The 17,923-nt window shown below is 67.9% G+C and carries 22 protein-coding genes; 4 read left to right on the top strand and 18 right to left on the bottom strand.

What is annotated here, in order from left to right:
- From HUU94_RS08720 to HUU94_RS08730, 3 genes are all read right to left on the bottom strand, one after another.
- Positions 1-1,141 (bottom strand): acyl-CoA dehydrogenase family protein (locus tag HUU94_RS08720; protein ID WP_174274696.1); only part of this gene is annotated, 1,141 nt, incomplete at its 3' end.
- A 4-nt stretch (positions 1,142-1,145) separates the two neighbouring features.
- A complete protein-coding gene (locus HUU94_RS08725; protein ID WP_174274697.1) occupies positions 1,146-2,783 on the bottom strand; it encodes an AMP-binding protein in 1,638 nt (545 codons plus the stop codon).
- A gap of 4 nt (positions 2,784-2,787) precedes the next feature.
- The gene (locus tag HUU94_RS08730) at positions 2,788-3,573 is read right to left on the bottom strand and encodes an SDR family NAD(P)-dependent oxidoreductase (RefSeq protein WP_174274698.1); all 786 of its coding nucleotides are present in this window, start codon (positions 3,571-3,573) and stop codon (positions 2,788-2,790) included.
- Between the two features lie 219 nt (positions 3,574-3,792).
- Here HUU94_RS08730 and HUU94_RS08735 point away from each other — a divergent pair, with 219 nt between their 5' ends.
- The 3 genes from HUU94_RS08735 to HUU94_RS08745 are packed head-to-tail and all read left to right on the top strand — an operon-like array spanning position 3,793 to position 5,863.
- Complete coding sequence (locus HUU94_RS08735) at positions 3,793-4,551, top strand: SDR family NAD(P)-dependent oxidoreductase (protein ID WP_174274699.1); 759 nt, start codon at positions 3,793-3,795, stop codon at positions 4,549-4,551.
- On the top strand, positions 4,548-5,105 hold the full coding sequence (locus HUU94_RS08740; protein ID WP_174274700.1) for an SRPBCC family protein: 558 nt from the start codon (positions 4,548-4,550) through the stop codon (positions 5,103-5,105). The genes HUU94_RS08735 and HUU94_RS08740 overlap by 4 nt, the downstream gene beginning before the upstream one ends.
- Complete coding sequence (locus HUU94_RS08745) at positions 5,102-5,863, top strand: SDR family NAD(P)-dependent oxidoreductase (RefSeq protein WP_174274701.1); 762 nt, start codon at positions 5,102-5,104, stop codon at positions 5,861-5,863. The genes HUU94_RS08740 and HUU94_RS08745 overlap by 4 nt, the downstream gene beginning before the upstream one ends.
- Positions 5,864-5,891: 28 nt before the next feature.
- Here HUU94_RS08745 and HUU94_RS08750 read toward each other — a convergent pair whose 3' ends face one another.
- From HUU94_RS08750 to HUU94_RS08765, 4 genes are read right to left on the bottom strand one after another with little or no spacing between them, the layout of a single operon-like run.
- Positions 5,892-6,524: a MarC family protein gene (locus HUU94_RS08750; protein ID WP_174274702.1), complete on the bottom strand. Its 633-nt coding sequence runs from the start codon at positions 6,522-6,524 to the stop codon at positions 5,892-5,894.
- A gap of 35 nt (positions 6,525-6,559) precedes the next feature.
- Positions 6,560-6,856, bottom strand: coding sequence for a YggT family protein (locus tag HUU94_RS08755; RefSeq protein ID WP_174274703.1), 297 nt, complete (start codon positions 6,854-6,856; stop codon positions 6,560-6,562).
- A gap of 56 nt (positions 6,857-6,912) precedes the next feature.
- Complete coding sequence (gene argB, locus HUU94_RS08760; protein WP_174274704.1) at positions 6,913-7,776, bottom strand: acetylglutamate kinase; 864 nt, start codon at positions 7,774-7,776, stop codon at positions 6,913-6,915.
- A gap of 57 nt (positions 7,777-7,833) precedes the next feature.
- Positions 7,834-8,472: a queuosine precursor transporter gene (locus HUU94_RS08765; RefSeq protein ID WP_174274705.1), complete on the bottom strand. Its 639-nt coding sequence runs from the start codon at positions 8,470-8,472 to the stop codon at positions 7,834-7,836.
- 224 nt (positions 8,473-8,696) lie between these two features.
- On the opposite strand from HUU94_RS08765, the gene HUU94_RS08770 reads away from it, so the two are divergent.
- Positions 8,697-9,554, top strand: coding sequence for a hypothetical protein (locus HUU94_RS08770; RefSeq protein WP_254602078.1), 858 nt, complete (start codon positions 8,697-8,699; stop codon positions 9,552-9,554).
- A 10-nt stretch (positions 9,555-9,564) separates the two neighbouring features.
- Here the strand turns inward: HUU94_RS08770 and fliS are convergent, their stop codons facing one another.
- From fliS to fliK, 11 genes are all read right to left on the bottom strand, one after another.
- The gene (fliS, locus tag HUU94_RS08775; RefSeq protein ID WP_174274706.1) at positions 9,565-9,954 is read right to left on the bottom strand and encodes a flagellar export chaperone FliS; all 390 of its coding nucleotides are present in this window, start codon (positions 9,952-9,954) and stop codon (positions 9,565-9,567) included.
- Positions 9,954-11,603 carry a flagellar filament capping protein FliD gene (gene fliD / locus HUU94_RS08780; protein ID WP_254602080.1) on the bottom strand — a complete coding sequence of 550 codons (1,650 nt, stop codon included), beginning with the start codon at positions 11,601-11,603 and terminating at the stop codon, positions 9,954-9,956. The genes fliS and fliD overlap by 1 nt, the downstream gene beginning before the upstream one ends.
- 121 nt (positions 11,604-11,724) lie before the next feature.
- Positions 11,725-12,867 carry a flagellar type III secretion system protein FlhB gene (gene flhB / locus HUU94_RS08785; RefSeq protein ID WP_174274707.1) on the bottom strand — a complete coding sequence of 381 codons (1,143 nt, stop codon included), beginning with the start codon at positions 12,865-12,867 and terminating at the stop codon, positions 11,725-11,727.
- 56 nt (positions 12,868-12,923) lie between these two features.
- Positions 12,924-13,706: a flagellar biosynthetic protein FliR gene (gene fliR / locus HUU94_RS08790; RefSeq protein WP_174274708.1), complete on the bottom strand. Its 783-nt coding sequence runs from the start codon at positions 13,704-13,706 to the stop codon at positions 12,924-12,926.
- A 22-nt stretch (positions 13,707-13,728) separates the two neighbouring features.
- Complete coding sequence (gene fliQ, locus HUU94_RS08795; RefSeq protein ID WP_174274709.1) at positions 13,729-14,010, bottom strand: flagellar biosynthesis protein FliQ; 282 nt, start codon at positions 14,008-14,010, stop codon at positions 13,729-13,731.
- 93 nt (positions 14,011-14,103) lie between these two features.
- Positions 14,104-14,901 (bottom strand): flagellar type III secretion system pore protein FliP, encoded by a 798-nt coding sequence (gene fliP / locus HUU94_RS08800; protein ID WP_368039848.1) that lies wholly within the window; start codon positions 14,899-14,901, stop codon positions 14,104-14,106.
- Between the two features lie 97 nt (positions 14,902-14,998).
- The gene (locus HUU94_RS08805; RefSeq protein ID WP_254602081.1) at positions 14,999-15,277 is read right to left on the bottom strand and encodes a FliO/MopB family protein; all 279 of its coding nucleotides are present in this window, start codon (positions 15,275-15,277) and stop codon (positions 14,999-15,001) included.
- Positions 15,277-15,597, bottom strand: coding sequence for a flagellar motor switch protein FliN (gene fliN / locus HUU94_RS08810; RefSeq protein ID WP_174274711.1), 321 nt, complete (start codon positions 15,595-15,597; stop codon positions 15,277-15,279). The genes HUU94_RS08805 and fliN overlap by 1 nt, the downstream gene beginning before the upstream one ends.
- A gap of 4 nt (positions 15,598-15,601) precedes the next feature.
- The gene (locus tag HUU94_RS08815; RefSeq protein WP_174274712.1) at positions 15,602-16,564 is read right to left on the bottom strand and encodes a flagellar motor switch protein FliM; all 963 of its coding nucleotides are present in this window, start codon (positions 16,562-16,564) and stop codon (positions 15,602-15,604) included.
- Positions 16,561-17,127 (bottom strand): flagellar basal body-associated FliL family protein, encoded by a 567-nt coding sequence (locus HUU94_RS08820; protein WP_174274713.1) that lies wholly within the window; start codon positions 17,125-17,127, stop codon positions 16,561-16,563. Before HUU94_RS08820 ends, HUU94_RS08815 begins: the two co-directional genes overlap by 4 nt.
- 11 nt (positions 17,128-17,138) lie before the next feature.
- Positions 17,139-17,923 (bottom strand): flagellar hook-length control protein FliK (gene fliK, locus HUU94_RS08825; RefSeq protein ID WP_174274714.1); only part of this gene is annotated, 785 nt, incomplete at its 5' end.

Raw genomic sequence — 17,923 nt, forward strand, 5'->3', positions numbered from 1 at the left:
GCTCGAGAAAGCGGCGCGCGGCGAGGTTGAGCTGGATTTCGGCCGCGCCGGACGCGATCCCCGCCGCGATCGCACGCTGGTGATGCGCCTGCTGCAACGGATCGGCGCCGAGCAATCCATCGGGAAGAAATTCGGTCATGAAATCATTGACCCCGTTATCGGCTCTGACGACCGCCCAGCGCGCAAGGCTGCCGAACGCATCGGGTGCGGCACCCTGCGCCTTGCCATCGACCACCTTGTAGACGAGCATCCGCGCCGCCTCGCACAGCATCAGCGCGCGTCCGGCGCGATCCTGGACGACCGGATCGATCCACCGTCCATCGGCCTTGAGCCTAGCGACCGCGCGATCCAGCGTGCGCCGCGAAAATTCGTAGCGCGGAATGCCGACGCGCTCGTTCTGAAGCGCGAAGTTTATGATCTCCCACGCCTGCCCCTCGGCGCCCAGCCGATCATCGTCGGGCACGAAGACGTCGTCGAAGAAGAGCTCGTGGATGTCACCCTCGCCGATCAGGGCCGGGATCTGCTTCACCTGGATGCCCGAAGAGGCCATGTCCGTGAGCAGGATGACGATCCCGGCCTTGCCGACCGCGCCTCCCTCGCGCGGCGGAACGCGGGCAAGCAGGAAGCAGCGATCGGCATGGCCCGCATAGGAGGTCCAGACCTTGGCACCCGTGACCCTGTAACCGCCATCGGCCGGAACCGCCTGTGTGCGCAATGCCGCCAGATCCGATCCGGCGGAGGGCTCCGAAAAGCCCTGGCACCAGATCGCGTTGCCCGCGCGGATCGGCGGCAGGAACTTGGCCTTCTGGGCATCGCTGCCGTAGCGCATCAGCACCGGGCCGACCCAGTTGACGTTCATATATTGCGGCCCGCGCGGCTCGCCGGCGGCCCATATCTCCTCCGCCATGATGAACTGGTGCCACACGGGGCTGTCCTCGCCGCCATGCTCGGCCGGCCAATGCGGAATCAGCAGCCCTTCATCCGCCAACGCCTTGCAGAAATGGCGGGAGAATGCGGTCTGGGCGTCGCTGCCCGGACCGTGAACGGCGATCGAATCCCAGTCGGCGGGCAGTTCGCGGTCGAGGACCGCGCGGATGCGCGCGCGATACGCGTCCTGATCGACGGTCCAGCCGAACTCCACCGTCCTATGCCTCGACCTGTTGGCTGGCGAGGATCGATTCGCGCACCTTGTGCTTCATGATCTTGCCTGCGGCATTGCGGGGCAGCGATTGGCAGATCACGACCTGCTCCGGTATCTTGAACCGCGCGACCTTCTGATCGTCGAGGAATGTCCGCAACGCCGAGACGTCGGGGAGAGCGACGCCGCGCGGCACGATCGCGGCGCAGGCGCGCTCGCCGGTGCGCGGGTCGGGCAGGCCGACGATCGCGATCTCGGCGATATCAGGATGCTGGACGAGCAGATCCTCGATCTCCTTGGGCGCGATATTCTCGCCCTGGCGAATGATGATGTCCTTGGCGCGCCCGGTAATCAGCAGATAATCGCCGTCGATGCGCCGGGCGATATCGCCCATGTGAAAATAGCCGTCGTCATCGAAGGCGCTGCGCTCGTCCTCGGTCCAGAGATAGCCGATCAGCATCTGCGGACCCCGCGCGCAGATCTCGCCCTCTTCGCTATTTTGCGCACCGGTCGAATCGATCAGCTTCACATCGCTGATACCGATGCGGCCATCGGTTTCGGCGGCGTGATCGAGATCCCCGGGAGCGAGCGAACCGACGGTCGTCACCGGCACTTCGGTCGATCCGAACACCCGCGTGACGGTGCAATTCTCGAAATAGGCCGATGCGCGCCGGATCAGCGAAGGCGGAACCGAGGCTCCGCCACAGATGAACACCGCAAGCTGCGGCAGGCGGGTGCCGGCGCGCTCGGCGGCGGCGAGCAATTGTTCCAGGAACGGCGTGGCGCCCGCCATATGCGTGCAGCGCTCCGCCGCCATGATTTCGACCGCGGCATCCGGATCCCACTGATCCTGGAGAATGGCGGTCGTGCCGAACAGGAACGGCATCTCGAAAACGTAGATCGATCCGCCGATATGGCTGATCGGCGAGGGAACGAAGAACACCGAACCATCGCCCGCCCGCCATTCGCGGTGAAGCTGCCTCACCAGCGCATGGATCGAATTGTGGCTGTGCATCACCCCCTTGGGCCGCCCCGTAGTGCCGGAGGTATAGAGTATCATCTTGACGCTGTCGGGATCGACCGTGGGCAACGGCAGGGCCGCCTGCGGGGAGGCGAGGAGCGCCTCGTAAGCGGTCGCACCGGCGGCGTCGCCGCGCAGCACCACCACCTCGGGCGGCGAGACCATCGCGGCGGTGACCCGCGCCAGCATCTCGCGATAGTCGAAGCCCCGGAACGTGGCGGGGATGAAGATCATCCGGCTGCTGGTATCCGCGAGCATGAACCCGACCTCGCTGTCGCGCAGCGCCGGAACGATCGGGTGGGCGACCAGGCCGGTCAGCGTCGCGGCGAGATAGATCACCGCGGCTTCGTGCCAGTTGGGCAGCATGAACGAGATCACCTCGCCGGGCTTGAGCCCGCGTGCGAGGAACGCCTGCGCCATGGCCTCGGCCTCGGCGCGCAACGTTGCCGCGTCCAGCCGGCGCATGCTGTCGATCACCAGCAGGCGATCGGGGGTCGCCGCCGCTATCCGCGCGGAGGCTTCGGCGATCGTCTCGTCGATCCACCACCGGCCCGCGCGCGCCTCGGCCGCGCGCGATTCGTCCCAGCGGATCGACCAGCCATGCAGCGTGCGCCGTTCCGCCATATGGTCAGCGCAGGCCCACCGGCTCGGCGGTGACGGCTTCCTCGGAGAGAAATTTGGTCGAGGTCCAGCCGCCGTCGACCGCCAGTACCTGCCCGTTGATGAACCGCGCCTCATCGGAAAGAAGGAATCGGATCGCATGGGCGGCATCCTCGGCTGTACCGGTACGGTTCAAGGGGGTCATATCGAAATTCATTCGCCGGAAGCGGGGGTTGTTCCAGGCATAAGCGGTCATCGGCGTTTCGAGCACGCCGGGGGCCACGACGTTGGTGCGGATGCCGCGCGGGCCATATTGCGCGGCCATATGCTTGGACAAGCCGATGATCCCCGATTTGGCCGCCGAATAGGCGCCGCCGCGCAGCCCGCCGATCAGCGCGAAGCTGGACGCCAGATTCACGATCGCGCCGCCATCGCCCATCAGCGAGAGCGCCTCGCGGCAGAAGCGGAACGGCGCCCGCAGATGGAGGCCCAGGAAGAAGTCGAGGATTTCATCGGTGGTCTCGTCCACCGGAAAGGGTTTGCCGACCCCGGCATTGTTGACCAGATAATCGAGTCGGCCGAAACGGCTGCGGGCGGCCTCCACCGCGCGCGCGGGCGCATCGTCCTCGGTGACGTCCGCGGCGACCACAGCCACCTCGGCCTGCCCGGCAAGTTCGTCGCGCAGCGCCTCGAGCGGGGCGATGCCGCGGCCGACCGCGACGATCGCCGTGCCCTCGGCGGCGAGCAGGCGCGAAACCGCCTGCCCGACACCCGAGCCCGCCCCCGTCACGATCGCTACCTTCCGAACGTCCATCGTTCAGACATCTCCCGTTCGCATGATGCTTAGGTCCGCCCCCGCCTACCGTCTTGATGGCGAACGACAGACGCTGGACAGAAAGCGACCTGCCGAGAAGGGGATACGGCTCGCCGGCGCGGCTTGAGCGGTCGTGCCGACGGTGGCGCGACTGCCCATTGGCGAAACAGGCCGGCGACGTGCATAGGCCGCCGATCGATAATCATCTGGGAGGATGCGATGACCTTGCCGCAGAGAAGGGCAGCGATCGTCAGCGGCGCGGGGCGCGGCATCGGCGCCGCGATCGCAGGCGCGCTGGCGGCGGACGGCTGCGACCTGATCGTCCATTATCAGAGCAACCGCGCGACGGCGGAAGCGACCGGCGCCGCGATCGAGGCGGTCGGCGCGCGCGCGGTGCTCGTCGCGGGGCCGATCGAGGAGCAGGGCACCGCCGACGCTCTCGTCGAAGCGGCGCTTGCGGCGTTCGGACGGCTCGATATCGTCGTCAACAACGCCGGGATCACGACGAGCGGTCTGCCGCTGCACGAGGTCCCGGCGGATGAAATCCTCCACCAGTTCCGCGTCCACTGCCACGGCGCGTTCATGCTCACCAAGGCGGCGATCCCGCACTTGCTCCGCCAGGAGCGCGGCGACGTGATCTATGTTTCGAGCACGGCGGTGCCCAAGCTGATCCCGGGCACCGGCGGCTATGCCATGGCCAAGGCGGCGGCCGAGACGATGGCGGGGATCATGGCCAAGGAGCTTTGCCGCCTGGGAATCCACGTCAACATCGTCGGCCCCGGCCTGACGGTCACCGATATGAACATGGGCTCCGCCATCGCCGACGCGGCGGCGCTCGCCAAGCTCGATACGACGATGCCGTTCGGCCACGTCTGCCGCCCGGAGGAGATCGGCGCGCTCGTCGCCTTCCTCGTCTCGACCCCGAACAGCTATATGAGCGGGCAGAAAATCTACCTGGATGGCGCGCGGGGCGGATGAGCGACGATCGCCTGATCGAGGATCCCAAGGACTGGTCGCCGCAATATTGCTGTGACGAGGCCTTCGTGCCGGCCTCGCCCGAAACGGTGTTCGACGCACTGCTCGACATCGGCCGGTGGAACGACTGGTGGGAGACGATGCGCTTCGCTTATGCCGGGACCGGGCCGATGCGGACAGGCGACCGGGTGACGTTCGACGGCGCCGTCATCAAATGGACGGTGGAGGTGGTGTCGATCGACCGGCCTCGCGCGATCCGCTTTCGTTATGTCGAAGGCGCGCTGGTCGGCGATACCGAATGGCGCGTGACGCCCGCGCCGGGGGGGTGCCGCGCGGCCTATATCTATCATGGCGTTTGCGCCTGCGAGGATCGCGCCGCGTCCACCTTCGGCCGCTTCGGCACCGAGTTGCACAGCATGGTGATGCAGGCCGACGCGCTCGACGGGCTGGCGCGGCTGACGACCGGACAGAGGCTCGACGCGGCCTGGCGCCAATCGGTGCGCGACAAGGTCGCGGCCGGCCGCGCCGCGCTCGTCCTCTTACGAGAGCAGGCATGATCGTCGAACGGTTCGCGAACAAGGTCGCGATCGTCACCGGCGCGGGATCGGGAATCGGCCGGGCGACCGCGATCGGGATCGCCGCCGGTGGCGGCCGGGTGGTAGTGGGCGATCTCGATGAGGCGCGCGCCGAAGAGACGGCGGCGCTGCTGCCGCCCGGTGCGGCGGTCGCCGTCGTCGGCGATCTGACCGATGACGCCGTGGCCGATCGGCTGGTCGCGGCGGCGCGTGCGCTCGGGCCGATCGATATCCTCGTCAATTGCGCGGGCTTCGGCGGCGGGCGCGCGGCGTTCGGATCGTTCGAGCCGACGCTGTGGAACCGCATCCAGGAGGTGAACCTTACCGGCCCCTTCCTGCTGATCGGCCGGGTGATCGACGCGATGGTGGAGCGCGGCAGCGGGTCGATCGTCAACGTCGCGTCGGTTGCCGGGCTCGTCGGCGAGCCCGGCATCTTCGGCTATTCGGCGGCCAAGGCGGGGCTGGTGAACCTCACGCGCGCGCTGGCGCTGCACTATGCACGCAGCGGCGTGCGGGTGAATTGCGTGTGTCCGGGCGTCACCGACACCAACTTCCTCGTGAACGTCCGCGCGGCGACCGATGCCGCCGAAATCTTCGCGCGCTATGCCGAAATGATGCCGATCGGCCGGCTCGCGCGGGCCGACGAGGTTGCCGAGGCGATCCTGTTTCTCGCATCCGACGCGGCGAGCTTTTGCGTCGGCGTGGCGCTGCCCGTCGATGGCGGCTGGACCGCCGGTTGAAGCGGCGCGACGGCCAGGTCGCGCGCGTTCACGCGAAGCTCGCCTTGATGCCGTCGATCACGAACTGCGCGGCGAGTGCCGCGAGCAGCACGCCGAGGATGCGCGTGATCATCGCCTCGAGCTTGTCGCCCAGCACGCGCATGATCGGTCCCGCGGCGAGCAGCGCCGCCATCGTCACCACCAGCACGCTCGCCATCGCCGCGAGCACCACGGCGAGCGCAAGCCCATGGTTGCGCGAGGTCATCAGCATCACCGTGGCGATCGATCCCGGCCCGGCGATCATCGGGATCGCCATCGGAAAGACCGAAATGTCCTGCACCTCCTCATGCGTCTCGGCGGCGCGCTTGGCGACCTCCTCGATGCGATGCTCGCGGCGCTGGGTACGCTTCTCGAACACCATCTCCAGCGCGATCAGGAACAGCATGATCCCCCCCGCCGCGCGAAACGCATCGAGGCTGATGCCCAGCGCCGCGAGCAGCGGCGTGCCGGCCAGCGCGAACAGCATCAGGATGGCCGCGGCGATCACCGTCGATCGGATCGCCATCGCACGGGCGTGATCGGCGCCGGCGCCGCGCGTCAGCCCCGCGAAGATCGGCGCGCAGCCCGGCGGATCGATCACCACGAAGAAGGTCACGAACGCCGAAAAATAGAGCGCGAGCATATCAGCAGCCGACGATCATCCCCGGCCCGCGCCGATCATCCCCCCATCGCCGCCAGCGCGACGCGCGGCAGCACGATGTTGCGCAGGATGTAGATGATCAGCAGCACCACCATCGGCGAGAAATCGAGCGCGCCGAAATCGGGCATGATCCGCCGGATCGGGCGGTACAAAGGCTCGGTGACGCGGCTGAGCCCGTCGAGCAATTGCCGCACGAAATCGTTGTGCGTGTTGACCACGTTGAACGCGACCAGCCACGAAAGGATCGCCTGGACGACGATGATCCACATGATCACCGAAAGCAGGAGATCGACGATCTGGAGAAGCATGATCATGGGGATACCTCGGATGCGGACGGTGTATTATTAGAACAAAGCGGCGGCGCTGCCAATCAGGCCATGCGCACCAGCGTTCCGGCACCTTCCTTCGTGAAGATTTCGATCAGCATCGCGTGCGGCACGCGCCCATCGAGGATCACCGCCGCGTCGACCCCGCCTTCGACCGCATCGATGCAGGTTTCCAGCTTGGGGATCATCCCGCCGGTGATCGTGCCATCGGCGCGCAGGCCCGCGATATCGGCGGGCGTGAGATCGCTCAGCAGGTTCTTGTCCTTGTCGAGCACGCCCGCGACATCGGTGAGGAGGAACAGCCGCTCGGCTCCCGTCGCGATCGCCAGTGCGCCCGCCATCGTATCGGCGTTGATATTATAGGTCGCGCCGTCCGCGCCGACGCCGATCGGCGCCACCACCGGGATCATTCCCGCCTTGCTGATCGTATCGAGCAGCCGCGTATCGACATCGTCGGGCTCGCCGACGAAGCCGAGGTCGCCGCCGACCTTGCGCACCGTCACCAGCCGCCCGTCCTTGCCCGATATGCCGACCGCGCGCCCGCCCTCGGCGGCGATCCACGAGACGATCTCCTTGTTGATCGATCCCGACAGCACCATCTCGGCCACCTTCATCGTCGCCGCGTCGGTCACGCGCAGGCCATCCACGAAGCGGCTCTCGATCCCCTGCGCCTTCAACGCCGCGCCGATCTGCGGGCCGCCGCCGTGGACGACGATGGGGTTGATGCCGACATGCTTCAGCAGCACGATATCCTCGGCGAAATCCTCGGCGGCATCGGCATCGCCCATCGCATGCCCGCCATATTTCACGACGAAGGTCGCCCCGGCGTAGCGCTGCAGATAGGGCAATGCCTCGGCGAGCGTCTCGGCCTTGAAGAGGAGCGCGGGATCGGGCAAATGCTGGCTCATGCCGGGCCTTTAGCGACCTCCGGTGTGGGCGTCATGCACAATGGATGACGAGGATTTTCAGCGATCCAGCCGCCGCCCCAGCGCCACGAAGCCGCTGATCAGCCAGGGCACGAGGATGATCGACAGCACCACCTTGGTCAGCATCTGCCCCGCCATCAGCCCGGCGATCGGCCGTTCGCCGTAGAAGGAGATCGAGATGAACAATAAAGTATCGACGATCTGGCTGACCGCGCTCGCCACCATGCCTCGCAGCCACACCAGCCTCCCAGCGCCTTCCCGCCCCTTGAGCTTCGAGAAGATCAGCACGTTGAGCGTCTGCGAGGTGCCGTAGGAGATCAGCCCCGCGACCATCATCCGCGCGCCTTGCCCGACGACGATCGGGAAGGCGTCGATCGCGGGCGGATACATGCCCTTGTCGGTCGGCAGCGCGAGCACGAGCTGGATCAGCGCCGCCGAGACGATCAGCGGCAGGAAGCCCCAGCGGACCAGGGCATCGGCGGCCCTGCGCCCGTGCAGCTCGGCGGTGGCGCTGCCCATCACCACCAGCAGCAGGAAACCGAAAATCCCCGCCTCAACCGCCAGCGGCCCCAGCGCCACCTGCTTCACCCCCAGCACGCCCGAAATGCAGACCATGCCGCCGTAGAATAGCGCGAAGACGAAGAGCGAGCGGGGGATCGCGGGCGTGGCTGTTTCCATGAGGGGCGAACGTAACGGCTGCTCTGGGTCTGTCACGCTCAAATCGGCAAGCCTTTCGTCATGCCAGCGCAGGCTGGCATCTCGAGCAATGAAGCGCGACCCGTCTCGGGAGACCCCAGCCTGCACTGGGGTGACGATCTCAGTGACAACCATCCGCCTTTACTGCCTATTAACCTTGATTAGCGAAACTAGCGGCTTGCTTAATTTGGGGAGCCGAAGGTTTCGTGTCGCTCGGGCGTATCAGCAATGGCTTGGCGGCGGCGCGCGACGACGTGCGCGCCGCGATCGGGCAGGCGGCGGAGCGCACCGGCGTCGCCTTCTCCTATCTGCTCGCCCAGGCGAAGAGCGAGAGCGGGCTCGATCCTAGCGCCAAGGCGGGCTCGTCCAGCGCCAGCGGGCTCTACCAGTTTCTCGACCAGAGCTGGCTGGCGATCGTCAAGAAGCATGGCGCCGAGCATGGCATGGCCTGGGCGGCCGATGCGATCAGCGCGCGATCGGGCGGCGGCTTCACGGTCGATCCCGCTTTCCGCGGCGCGGTGATGGGCCTGCGCGAACAGGCGGGGCCGGCGGCGCTGATGGCGGCGGCTTTCGCCAGCGACAATGCGGCGGGGCTCGGCCGCGCGCTGGGCCGCGCCGCCAATGCGACCGACCTCTACTTCGCGCATTTCCTCGGGCTGCACGGGGCGACGCGCTTCCTGACCGCGGCCGGCAACGCGCCCGATGCCTCGGCGGCGGCGCTGTTCCCGCGCGAGGCGAGCGCCAATCGATCGATCTTCTACGCGCGCGACGGCGGCGCTCGCTCGCTCGGCGATGTCTATGCGCTGATGGGCCGCAAGCTTTCGGCGGCGGGCGCCGACGACGATCCGGTGACCGCCGCGCCGGCCTTGGCCGCCAGCGCGCCGCGATCGGACGCGCGTCTTCAGCTTGCCGCGCTCGATGCCGGCGAGGATGGCGCGCCGGCTGATGGCGACGACGTCGCGGCGGCGCTCGCGACGCTGGCGCACAACAGGATCGACATGCTCCGCCCCACGCCCGCGCAGGCCAGGCTCGCTTATCTCATGCTTTCGATGCCCAGCGCCTGATACGGCGCCGTCAGCCGATCGCGCCCCAGGCCTCGGCGATGTCGGCGATCATCGTGCGCGCCTGACGGATCACGGCTTCGCGGTCTGCGGCTCCCGTCACCAGCAAGCGGCGCGCCTCGCGGTAGATTTTCGCCAGCGCCCCCGCGATCTCGCCGCCCCGGTTGAAATCGAGCCCCGATTCCAGCGCGTGCAGCAGCGACAAGGCGCGCGACTGGACCGCGGCGCTGCGCGTGCGATCGCCCGATCGCTCGGCGGCGGCCATCGTATCGAGCGCCTTGAGTAGTTCTTCTAACAGGATGACGATCAGCCCGTGCGGCGAGGCGCCTTCGACGCGCGCCGCGACATCGACTTCCGAATAGCGCGCGTAGGCGCCGCGCGGGCGGGAGGGGGCGCCGAACATCAGCTTTTGTTCGTCCAGATCGCGATCTGCTGGGTCAGGTAGCTCTGCGTCGCCTTGTAGGAAGCGACCCGCGCGTCCATCGTCGAGAATTGCGAGGTCAGGCGATCCTTGTAGCTGCTCTCGCTGCTCGTCAGCCTGGTGCGCTGATCGGCGAGGCTGGTCTTCTGGCTGGTGAGCGTGGTGCTGATCGCATCGAGCAGGCCACCGCTCCTGCGTAGCTGATCGCGGATCGCCTGGAGCGCGCCGCCGATGCCGGGATCGACCGTGACGGTCGCGCCGGCGATGCTGCCCGAAGCCTCGATCACCAATCCGGCGGCGGACGATACCGAGGAGGCGGCGAGGCTGTTGCCCGTCGCCTGTCCCGAAAGCCCGGCGATCGATCCCGAGGCGGGGGTGTTGCCGTTGGCGGGCACGATATTGGCGAGCGCGTAGGTGCCCGCCTTGGCCGCGCCCATCGCGCTGGTGATCCTGATCAGCGGGCTGCTGGCGTGCTGCGTGGGGTTGAACAGCGCCTCGACGCCGTCGGGATAGTTGGTCAGCGCCTTGGAGAGCGCGGCGCTGTCGAGGCTGAGCGTGCCGTCGCGGTTGGTCGAGACACCGATCTCGGCCAGCGTCGAGGGGCTGCCCGCGCTGTTGAGCACGGTGGAGGTGAGCCGCGAAAGCTGCGTCCGGATGCTGCGGATGCCGCTGTCGCCGGAAAAGGGACCGGCGCCGGTTCCGCCGGTCGCGGCGGCGGTGGCGGTCGCCAGCTCGGACTTGAGCGCGTTGAACGCGGTGACGAAGTCGCCCACCGCCTGGCTGATCGCGGCGATCGGCCGCGTCGCGCCGAGCGAGACGGTCTCGGCCGGTGCTTCCTTGACCAGAGTGAGCGTCACGCCCGCGACGAGATCGTCGATCGTGTTGCTCGCGCGATCGACGTCGACGCCGTCGAGGTTGACGATCGCATCCTGCGCCGCCTGCGCCTGCGTCAGGCCGACGCCGTTGCCCTGCGGCCAGGCAAGGCTGTCCAGCGCGCTGTCCGATCCGGCCGTGGGCGCGATCGTGAAGGCGTTCGCCGCGCCGGTCGCGCCCTTGATCGAAAGCCGCGCGCCGCCGGCGTCGGTGACGACGCTGGCGGTGACGCCCGCGCCCGCGGCGTTGATCGCGGCGGCGATGCCCGCGACCGTATTGTTGCCGCTGTCGAGCGTGACCGTGAAAGTGCCTTTTCCCGTCGTCAGCGTCAGCCCGCCGCTGCCCACGGCGGTCGCGCCCGACGGATAATGGTTGGAAACCAGCGATTGCGCCTTGGCGAGCTGCTTGACGATCAGTTGCGCCGAGAGGCCGCCGAGCTGCGCGCCGGATTGCGCGGTCGCGGTCAACACGCCCGCATCCGACGTCGTCGGCTGCGTGCGCAGGCTGCCGCCCGAGATCAACGTCGAAAGCGAACTCGCGAAACTGTCGATGTCGCTGCTGAGCGCCGCCAGTGTGGAGATTTTTGCGCTGTTGGCGGTCTCCCGGGTGGCGAGCGCCTGATCCTTGGGATCGAAGCTCGCCGCGACCAGCTTGGTCACCAGCGCCGCCGAATCGATCCCCGAGCCGACGCCCAGCGTCGTCAGGATGGACGTGGAACTCGTTGCCGAGCTCGTCGCGGTGGAGGCGGTGGTCGTCATAGGATGCAGCCTCGATAACGGCCGCCCGCCGGGCCGCTTAAGTCCGCCGACAATGAAGCGGCGTGGTTAAGAGTCCGTGTGTTTTACGGCACGGCCCGCTTCCGCGAGTTCCAGACAAACCCTAAGAAGCGGTTGCGCGGCCCTGTTCGTCGAAGCGCGCGGCGGCGGGCACCTCGACGCGCGGCTGCACGACGCCGTCCGCCATCGCGCGATCGAGGTTGAAGACGAAGGCGAGCACGGTCGCCACCGCGATATAGAGATCATCGCGCACCAGTTGCCCCGCGCGCGACGTATAATAGATCGCGCGGGTGAGCTGCGGATAATTGAGGATCGGCACCGCGTCGGCATCGGCGAGTTCGCGGATCGCGCGCGCGGTCTCATCCCTGCCCTTGGCGACGACGATCGGCGCGGCGTCGAAGCCGGGGCGGTAGCGCAGCGCCACGGCGAAATGGGTGGGATTGGTCAGCACCACCGTGGCCTCCCGGACCGCCTTGCGCGCCGATCCCGAAAGCATCTCGCGCTGGCGGCGCTTCTGCGCGCCCTTGGTTTCGGGAGAGCCTTCGGTCTGCTTGTTCTCGTCCTTGATTTCCTGCTTGGTCATGCGCAGGCGGCGGGCGCGCTGGATCATCTGCGTGGGAATATCCATCCCGGCGATCGCCGCGAGCCCCAGCGCCATCACCAGGAAGGCGAGCGTGAAGGCATGGCCGAGCTGCGCGAAGGCGGCGCGCGTATCGCCGCGCCCCATCCCCATGATGTCCGGCATCCGCGAGCGGAGCAGCCAATAAGCGACAAGGCCCAGCACGACGACCTTGGCCAGGCTCTTGCCGAGCTCGAACACGCCCTGCATCCCGAAGATGCGGCGCAGGCCGGCGAGAGGATCGAGCTTCGCGCCGTCGAAGCTCATCGCGCCCCAGCGGAAGCCGAGCGAGCCGAGCATCGCGGGCGTGCCCACCGCCGCCACCAGCGTCATCGCGAACAGCGCCGCGAGCGGCATCGCCACGGGAAACAGCAGCGCCAGAATCGCGCGGCCGGGATCGAAGCTCTCGATGATGCCATGATCGAAGCGCAGCCCCCGCCTGAGCACCTCCTCGCACGCTCCGATCATCCACGGACCCGCCAGCGCCACCCAGGCCGCCCCGGACAGCACCACCAGCGCCGTGCCCAGCTCGCGCGAACGGAGGACATCGCCTTTCTCCGCCGCGTCGCGCCGCCGCTTGGGAGTCGGAGCTTCGGTTTTCTGATCATTGTCCTGCGCGTCCGACATACCGGGGACAGTGGCGCGGGATGGTTAACCAATCGCAAAAAAGGAGGGCGGAAGGCTTACCCGCCGGCCGCGATTGCGCGCGCTTCGTCCAGCCCGCGCTCGATCGCCGCGACGATCCCCTCGCCGATCGCGGGTGCGGCGATCGCCAGCAGGATGATGCCCGCGAGCAGGGTCGCGGGCAGGCCTACCGAGAACAGGTTCATCGCGGGTGCCGATCGCGCGAGCAGGCCCATTACGATCTGGACGAGGATCAACGCGAAGGCCACCGGCAGCGCGATCGCCAGCCCCGCCGCGAAGACATCGCCGCCGAACAGCGCCAGCCCGCGCAGGCTCTCGGCTGCGGGCCACGCGCCGCCGACGGGCAGCGCCCGATAGCTATCGACGACGATCCGCGCGAGGATCAGATGCCCGCCGATCGAGAGGAACATGAAGGTCGCGAGCACCGACAGCAGCTGGCCGAGCGCGGTGCTCGGCGCGCCGCTGTGCGGGTCCATCATCGCCGCGAAGCCGAGCCCCATCGCATTGCCGATCGTCTCGCCCGCGAGCAGCGCCGCCGAAAAGCCGATCTGCACTGCAAAGCCCATCGCGACGCCCGCCAGCACCTCGCCGAACACCATCGCGACGCCCGCGACCGAGGCGACGCCGTCGGCGGGCAGGGCGAAGGGCGTCGTCGCCAGCCCCGCCATGCCGATCGCCAGCGCGACGACCAGGCGAAGCTGAACCGGCACCGCCGCCATCCCGAACACGGGTGCCGCGAAGAAGGCCGCGCCCGGCCGGATCATCGCCACCATCCACAGCCAGAGCTGGCCCTCGAGACCGGCGAAGGCGGCGGGCATCATCTCTCGACGCCGGGGGGGGGCGTCACCGGATCAAATCCGGGATGCGCGCGAACATGTCCCTGGTGAAGTCGGCGATCAGATACAGCATCGCGCCGCCGAACAGCGCGAGGCACACGCCGACGACGATCAGCTTGGGGACGAAGGACAGGGTCTGCTCGTTGATCGATGTCGCCGCCTGGACCATGCCGAGGATCAGGCCCGCGACCAGGGCCGGGATCAGGATCGGCGCGGTGGCGAGCGCCAGCACCCATAGCGCCTGCTGCGCGACCCCGATGAAATAATCGGGCTGGGCGGCGCTATCCAAATTCCCGCCCTCCGTCCGTCCCGAGCGAAGTCGAGGGACGTTGCACGGCGTGTCTCGACTTCGCTCGACACGAACGGAGATCGGAAGCTCTATTCACTGGAAGCTCGCCGCCAGGCTGCCCATCGTCAGCGCCCAGCCATCGACCAGCACGAACAGCAGCAGCTTGAACGGCATCGCGATGATCGCTGGCGAGAGCATCATCATGCCCAGCGCCATCAATGTCGATGCGACGACAAGATCGATGATCAGGAAGGGCAGGAAGATCAGGAAGCCGATCTGGAAGGCGGTCTTGAGCTCCGAGGTTACGTAGGCGGGCAGCAGGATCGAGAAGGGCACGTCCTCGGGCCGCGCGAATTTCGGCGATCCGGCGTTTTTGCCGGCGGAAGCGTTTCTCGAAAAAGCCATGTCGGCGAACAGCTTGAGATCGGTCTGGCGCACCTGGCGGATCATGAAGCCGTGGAGCACGGCACCGCCGCGCGAAATCGCCTCCTCGATCGGGATCTGGCCCGCGCCATAGGGCTTGTAGGCGGTCTGGTTGATCTGATCGACCGCGGGCCGCATCACGAACAAGGACAGGAACAGCGCGAGGCCGACGAGCACCTGGTTGGGCGGCGTCTGCTGGAGGCCGAGCGCCTGACGCAGGATCGAGAGCACGATGATGATTCGCGTGAAGCTGGTCATCATCAGCAGCAGCGACGGCAGCACCGTCAGCAGGCTCATCAGCAGCAGGATTTGCAGCGACAGCGACAGCGGCTGTCCCGTGCCGCCGATCGTCTTCATCGCGCGATCGATGCCGCCGGAGGGTGCGGGGGCGGGCGTCTGGGCGAAGGCGGGATGGGCCAGGAGCAAGGCGACGAGCAGGGCCACGAAAGCGACACCCACCTTCGTCACCCCGAACCCGATCCGGCGTCCCGCCGACTTCGGATCGACGGATAGGAAGCGGGACCCCGGGTCAGGCCTGGGGTGACGGAGCGAAAAGGCCGCCACCCTATTCCGCATCCGGCAGCACGAAATTGGGCGCGTCCACCTCGGCGATCCGATCGACGCGCCCGCGCGAGATGGCGATGAGGTAGCGCTTGCCCGCGAACTCGACCACCGCGAGCCGGCTCATCGGCCCCATCGGCACCGCATCGATCACGCGCACCGCGCGCTCGCGCTGGCCAAAGCTCAGGCCGGGTTGCATCCGCCGGTACAGCCACAGCGAAAAGACCGCGAGGCCGCAGACCAGCAGGAGGAGAGGGATCAGTCGAACCAGATAATCCAGCATCATTGGCGGCGTTCGAGTCCCCCCAGCCGCGCCTCGTTGGCGACGACGTCGACCACCCTTATGCCGAACTTGGCGCCCACAGTCACCACCTCGCCGCGCGCGACGAGCGTGCCGTTGACGAGGATGTCGAGCAGCTCGTTCGCCTGGCGGTCGAGCTCCACCACGCTGCCTTCGGCAAGGTCCATCAACGCCGCCAGCTTGAGCGAGGTCGATCCCACCTCGACCGACAGGCGCAGCGGGATATCGGCGAGCAGCCGATAGTTGCGGCCGCCGAACAAGGCTTCGGAGGGGAGGACGGGGGCTTCGGTCATATCGCTCATCCGTTCAATTCCGTCCTATCTGTTCGATCAACATCGCGGCGCGGCCATCCTGCTCGCCGATCGTGCCCGCCGCCACCTGCCGCGAGGCGACGAGCAGGGGGGTGCGATCGGAAAGCTGGATGGGGATCACGTCGCCCACCTTCAACGCCATCAACTGGTCGAGCGTGATCTCGGGGCGCGCGAGCACGCTGCGCACGGGCAGGCGCACTTCGGCGAGCGCCCCGGAAAGCCTGGCGCGCCATTCCTCGGCCGCGCTCGGTGCCTTGTCCTCGATCCGGTGCGCCAGGCGCTCCTCGATCGGCTTCAGCACGGCCAGCGGGTAGACGATCGCGACGGTGGTCGAGGCGCAGCCGTCGGGCGAGAGCGTGAAGCGCTGGATCGCGACCTGATCCTCGAAGCGCACGAAGCCGATATCGGCGATCGCGGTCTCGCGCTGGACGAGTCGCGGTGCGATCGGGGCGAGCATCTGCCATTGTTCGGCGAGCGTGCCGACGATGCGATCGAGCAGGCGGCCGAGCAGCAATTCCTCGCCGCCGCTGAATTCCTTGCGCGCGAAAGGCTCGGCCTGGCCCAGCCCGCCGCCATAATAGCGCTCCAGCAGGGCGGCCACGAACGCCGGATCGATTGCCACCATCATCCCGCCGTTGAGCGGATCGAGCCGATAGTGGCTGAGGCTGGTGAAGGGCGCGAGCGTGTCGGTCCAGCTCTGATAATCGCCGGTGGCGATCGGCTGCGCGATGACGCGGGTGCGCGCCGCCGCCATCGGCTCGATCGCGCCGCGCAGCGCGCGCGCGGCCTTCTCGCCCATCCGCTCCAGCGCGACGAGGCGTTCGCTCGGGCGGTCGCGTCGCGCGCCGAGCGCGTAGTTCTCGGGCGACGGCGCCTGCGCGATCGAAGCGCCGTCGACGCCCAGTTCATCGAGGATCTGCGCGGCCAGATCGTCCGGCAGCGCGGCGGCCCGCGTCATTGGATCACGAAGCTCGTGAAATAGACATTGTCGACCCCGCCGAAGCCTTCCTGCTGCTTGAGCACATTGTTGATCGCATCGCGCAGCGATTTCCGCAGCGCGGCCTTGCCCTGCTCGCTGTTGAGCGTCTCGGCCTCCTGCTGCGACAGCACTTCGAGCACGGCGGAGCGCACCGGCATTTCGGCGCGCTTGAGATTATCCAGCACCTTCTCGTCGTAGAAGGTCGATACGCCCAGCCCGACCTGCAGGAAGCCATCGGTATCGCGCAGGTTGGAGGTGAAATTCTGCTCCATCTGGAAGTAGGTCGCCTGATATTTGGCGGGATTGATCGTCGCGGGCTCGGGCCCCGAAGCTTCCTTGCCATGCTCGCTGCCGTCCTTGAGCATCAGCTTGGGGCGGTTGGGATCCTCGACCGGGCCGGCATGTCCGCCCCGCCCGGCGGCATAAAGCCCCGCGCCGACGCCGCCGCCGATCAGGATCCCGGGTGCTACGACGAACAGGATCAGCTTCTTCATCATCCCGCCCTTCTTCTTGGGCGTGGGGGTGGCGGGGGCATCGGTCATGGCTGTTCCATTCACGCGTAAAGGTCGCGATCGGACGATTCATCCGATGCGCGGGAGAAGGCGGGTTGCTGGCGGAGAGCCGCGGCCTGCTGTTGCGGCGCGGGCCGGCGATCCTGACCCTGCTGGCCGCTGGATTGCGCCATCGATTGCGGTTGCGGCTGGCGCGCGCTGTCACCGCCGGTCTGGCCGCCGCCGGTGGAGACGCTGGTCTCGCGCAGGTTCAGACCCTGCGCGCGCGCTTCGGCGGCAAGGCGGGGCTGGGCATCGGTCAGGATCGCATGCGCCGCGTCGGTATCGGTGGTCATATGCACCGAAGCGCCGTCCGCCCCTTGCGCGATATCCACGGTCAACGCGCCGAGATGTTCGGGCGCCAGCGTGAAGCGCAGGTGGGAATCGGCACCCCCCGTCGCCGCGATATCGCGCGCGAGTCCGTCGAGCCAGCGATCGTCGCGCGCTATGGCGAGGTGCCGCGTCGCGACCGCATCGATCGAGCCCGGATCGACGATCATGGCGGTCCCCTCGATACGCGCCGCCGCACGCCCGGCGGTGTGGAGCGGCTGTTGCACCTGGGTCAGCGATATATCCGGTTCCGCCGCCGCGGAATGGATCGCCCCGGTTTTGAGTTGCTCGTCCGGCGAGAGCGCCGCCGCCTGCTCCCCGGACTTGGCTTTGGCGGCATCGTCCACCGATCCGGGCGCGATCATCCGCGTGCCACGATAGGAAGCGGTCGATACCGGCTTGCCGATGGCGGGTGCGATGCGTCCGGTCTGCGCCGAATCGAAAGGTGCGGCGGGGG

It is taken from the genome of Sphingomonas bacterium (assembly GCF_903644055.1).
Classification (GTDB): domain Bacteria; phylum Pseudomonadota; class Alphaproteobacteria; order Sphingomonadales; family Sphingomonadaceae; genus Sphingomonas_I.

Bases quoted from the DNA above. Each gene is read 5' to 3' on its own strand.
- HUU94_RS08820 (WP_174274713.1), bottom strand. From the start codon at position 17,127: ATGACCGATGCCCCCGCCACCCCCACGCCCAAGAAGAAGGGCGGGATG.
- fliD (WP_254602080.1), bottom strand. From the start codon at position 11,603: ATGACGACCACCGCCTCCACCGCGACGAGCTCGGCAACGAGTTCCACG.
- HUU94_RS08740 (WP_174274700.1), top strand. From the start codon at position 4,548: ATGAGCGACGATCGCCTGATCGAGGATCCCAAGGACTGGTCGCCGCAA.
- fliS (WP_174274706.1), bottom strand. From the start codon at position 9,954: ATGTTCGGCGCCCCCTCCCGCCCGCGCGGCGCCTACGCGCGCTATTCG.
- HUU94_RS08765 (WP_174274705.1), bottom strand. From the start codon at position 8,472: ATGGAAACAGCCACGCCCGCGATCCCCCGCTCGCTCTTCGTCTTCGCG.
- HUU94_RS08805 (WP_254602081.1), bottom strand. From the start codon at position 15,277: ATGCTGGATTATCTGGTTCGACTGATCCCTCTCCTCCTGCTGGTCTGC.
- HUU94_RS08745 (WP_174274701.1), top strand. From the start codon at position 5,102: ATGATCGTCGAACGGTTCGCGAACAAGGTCGCGATCGTCACCGGCGCG.
- HUU94_RS08735 (WP_174274699.1), top strand. From the start codon at position 3,793: ATGACCTTGCCGCAGAGAAGGGCAGCGATCGTCAGCGGCGCGGGGCGC.
- argB (WP_174274704.1), bottom strand. From the start codon at position 7,776: ATGAGCCAGCATTTGCCCGATCCCGCGCTCCTCTTCAAGGCCGAGACG.
- HUU94_RS08725 (WP_174274697.1), bottom strand. From the start codon at position 2,783: ATGGCGGAACGGCGCACGCTGCATGGCTGGTCGATCCGCTGGGACGAA.
- HUU94_RS08815 (WP_174274712.1), bottom strand. From the start codon at position 16,564: ATGACGCGGGCCGCCGCGCTGCCGGACGATCTGGCCGCGCAGATCCTC.
- HUU94_RS08730 (WP_174274698.1), bottom strand. From the start codon at position 3,573: ATGGACGTTCGGAAGGTAGCGATCGTGACGGGGGCGGGCTCGGGTGTC.
- flhB (WP_174274707.1), bottom strand. From the start codon at position 12,867: ATGTCGGACGCGCAGGACAATGATCAGAAAACCGAAGCTCCGACTCCC.
- HUU94_RS08750 (WP_174274702.1), bottom strand. From the start codon at position 6,524: ATGCTCGCGCTCTATTTTTCGGCGTTCGTGACCTTCTTCGTGGTGATC.
- fliN (WP_174274711.1), bottom strand. From the start codon at position 15,597: ATGAGCGATATGACCGAAGCCCCCGTCCTCCCCTCCGAAGCCTTGTTC.
- fliR (WP_174274708.1), bottom strand. From the start codon at position 13,706: ATGATGCCCGCCGCCTTCGCCGGTCTCGAGGGCCAGCTCTGGCTGTGG.
- HUU94_RS08755 (WP_174274703.1), bottom strand. From the start codon at position 6,856: ATGATCATGCTTCTCCAGATCGTCGATCTCCTGCTTTCGGTGATCATG.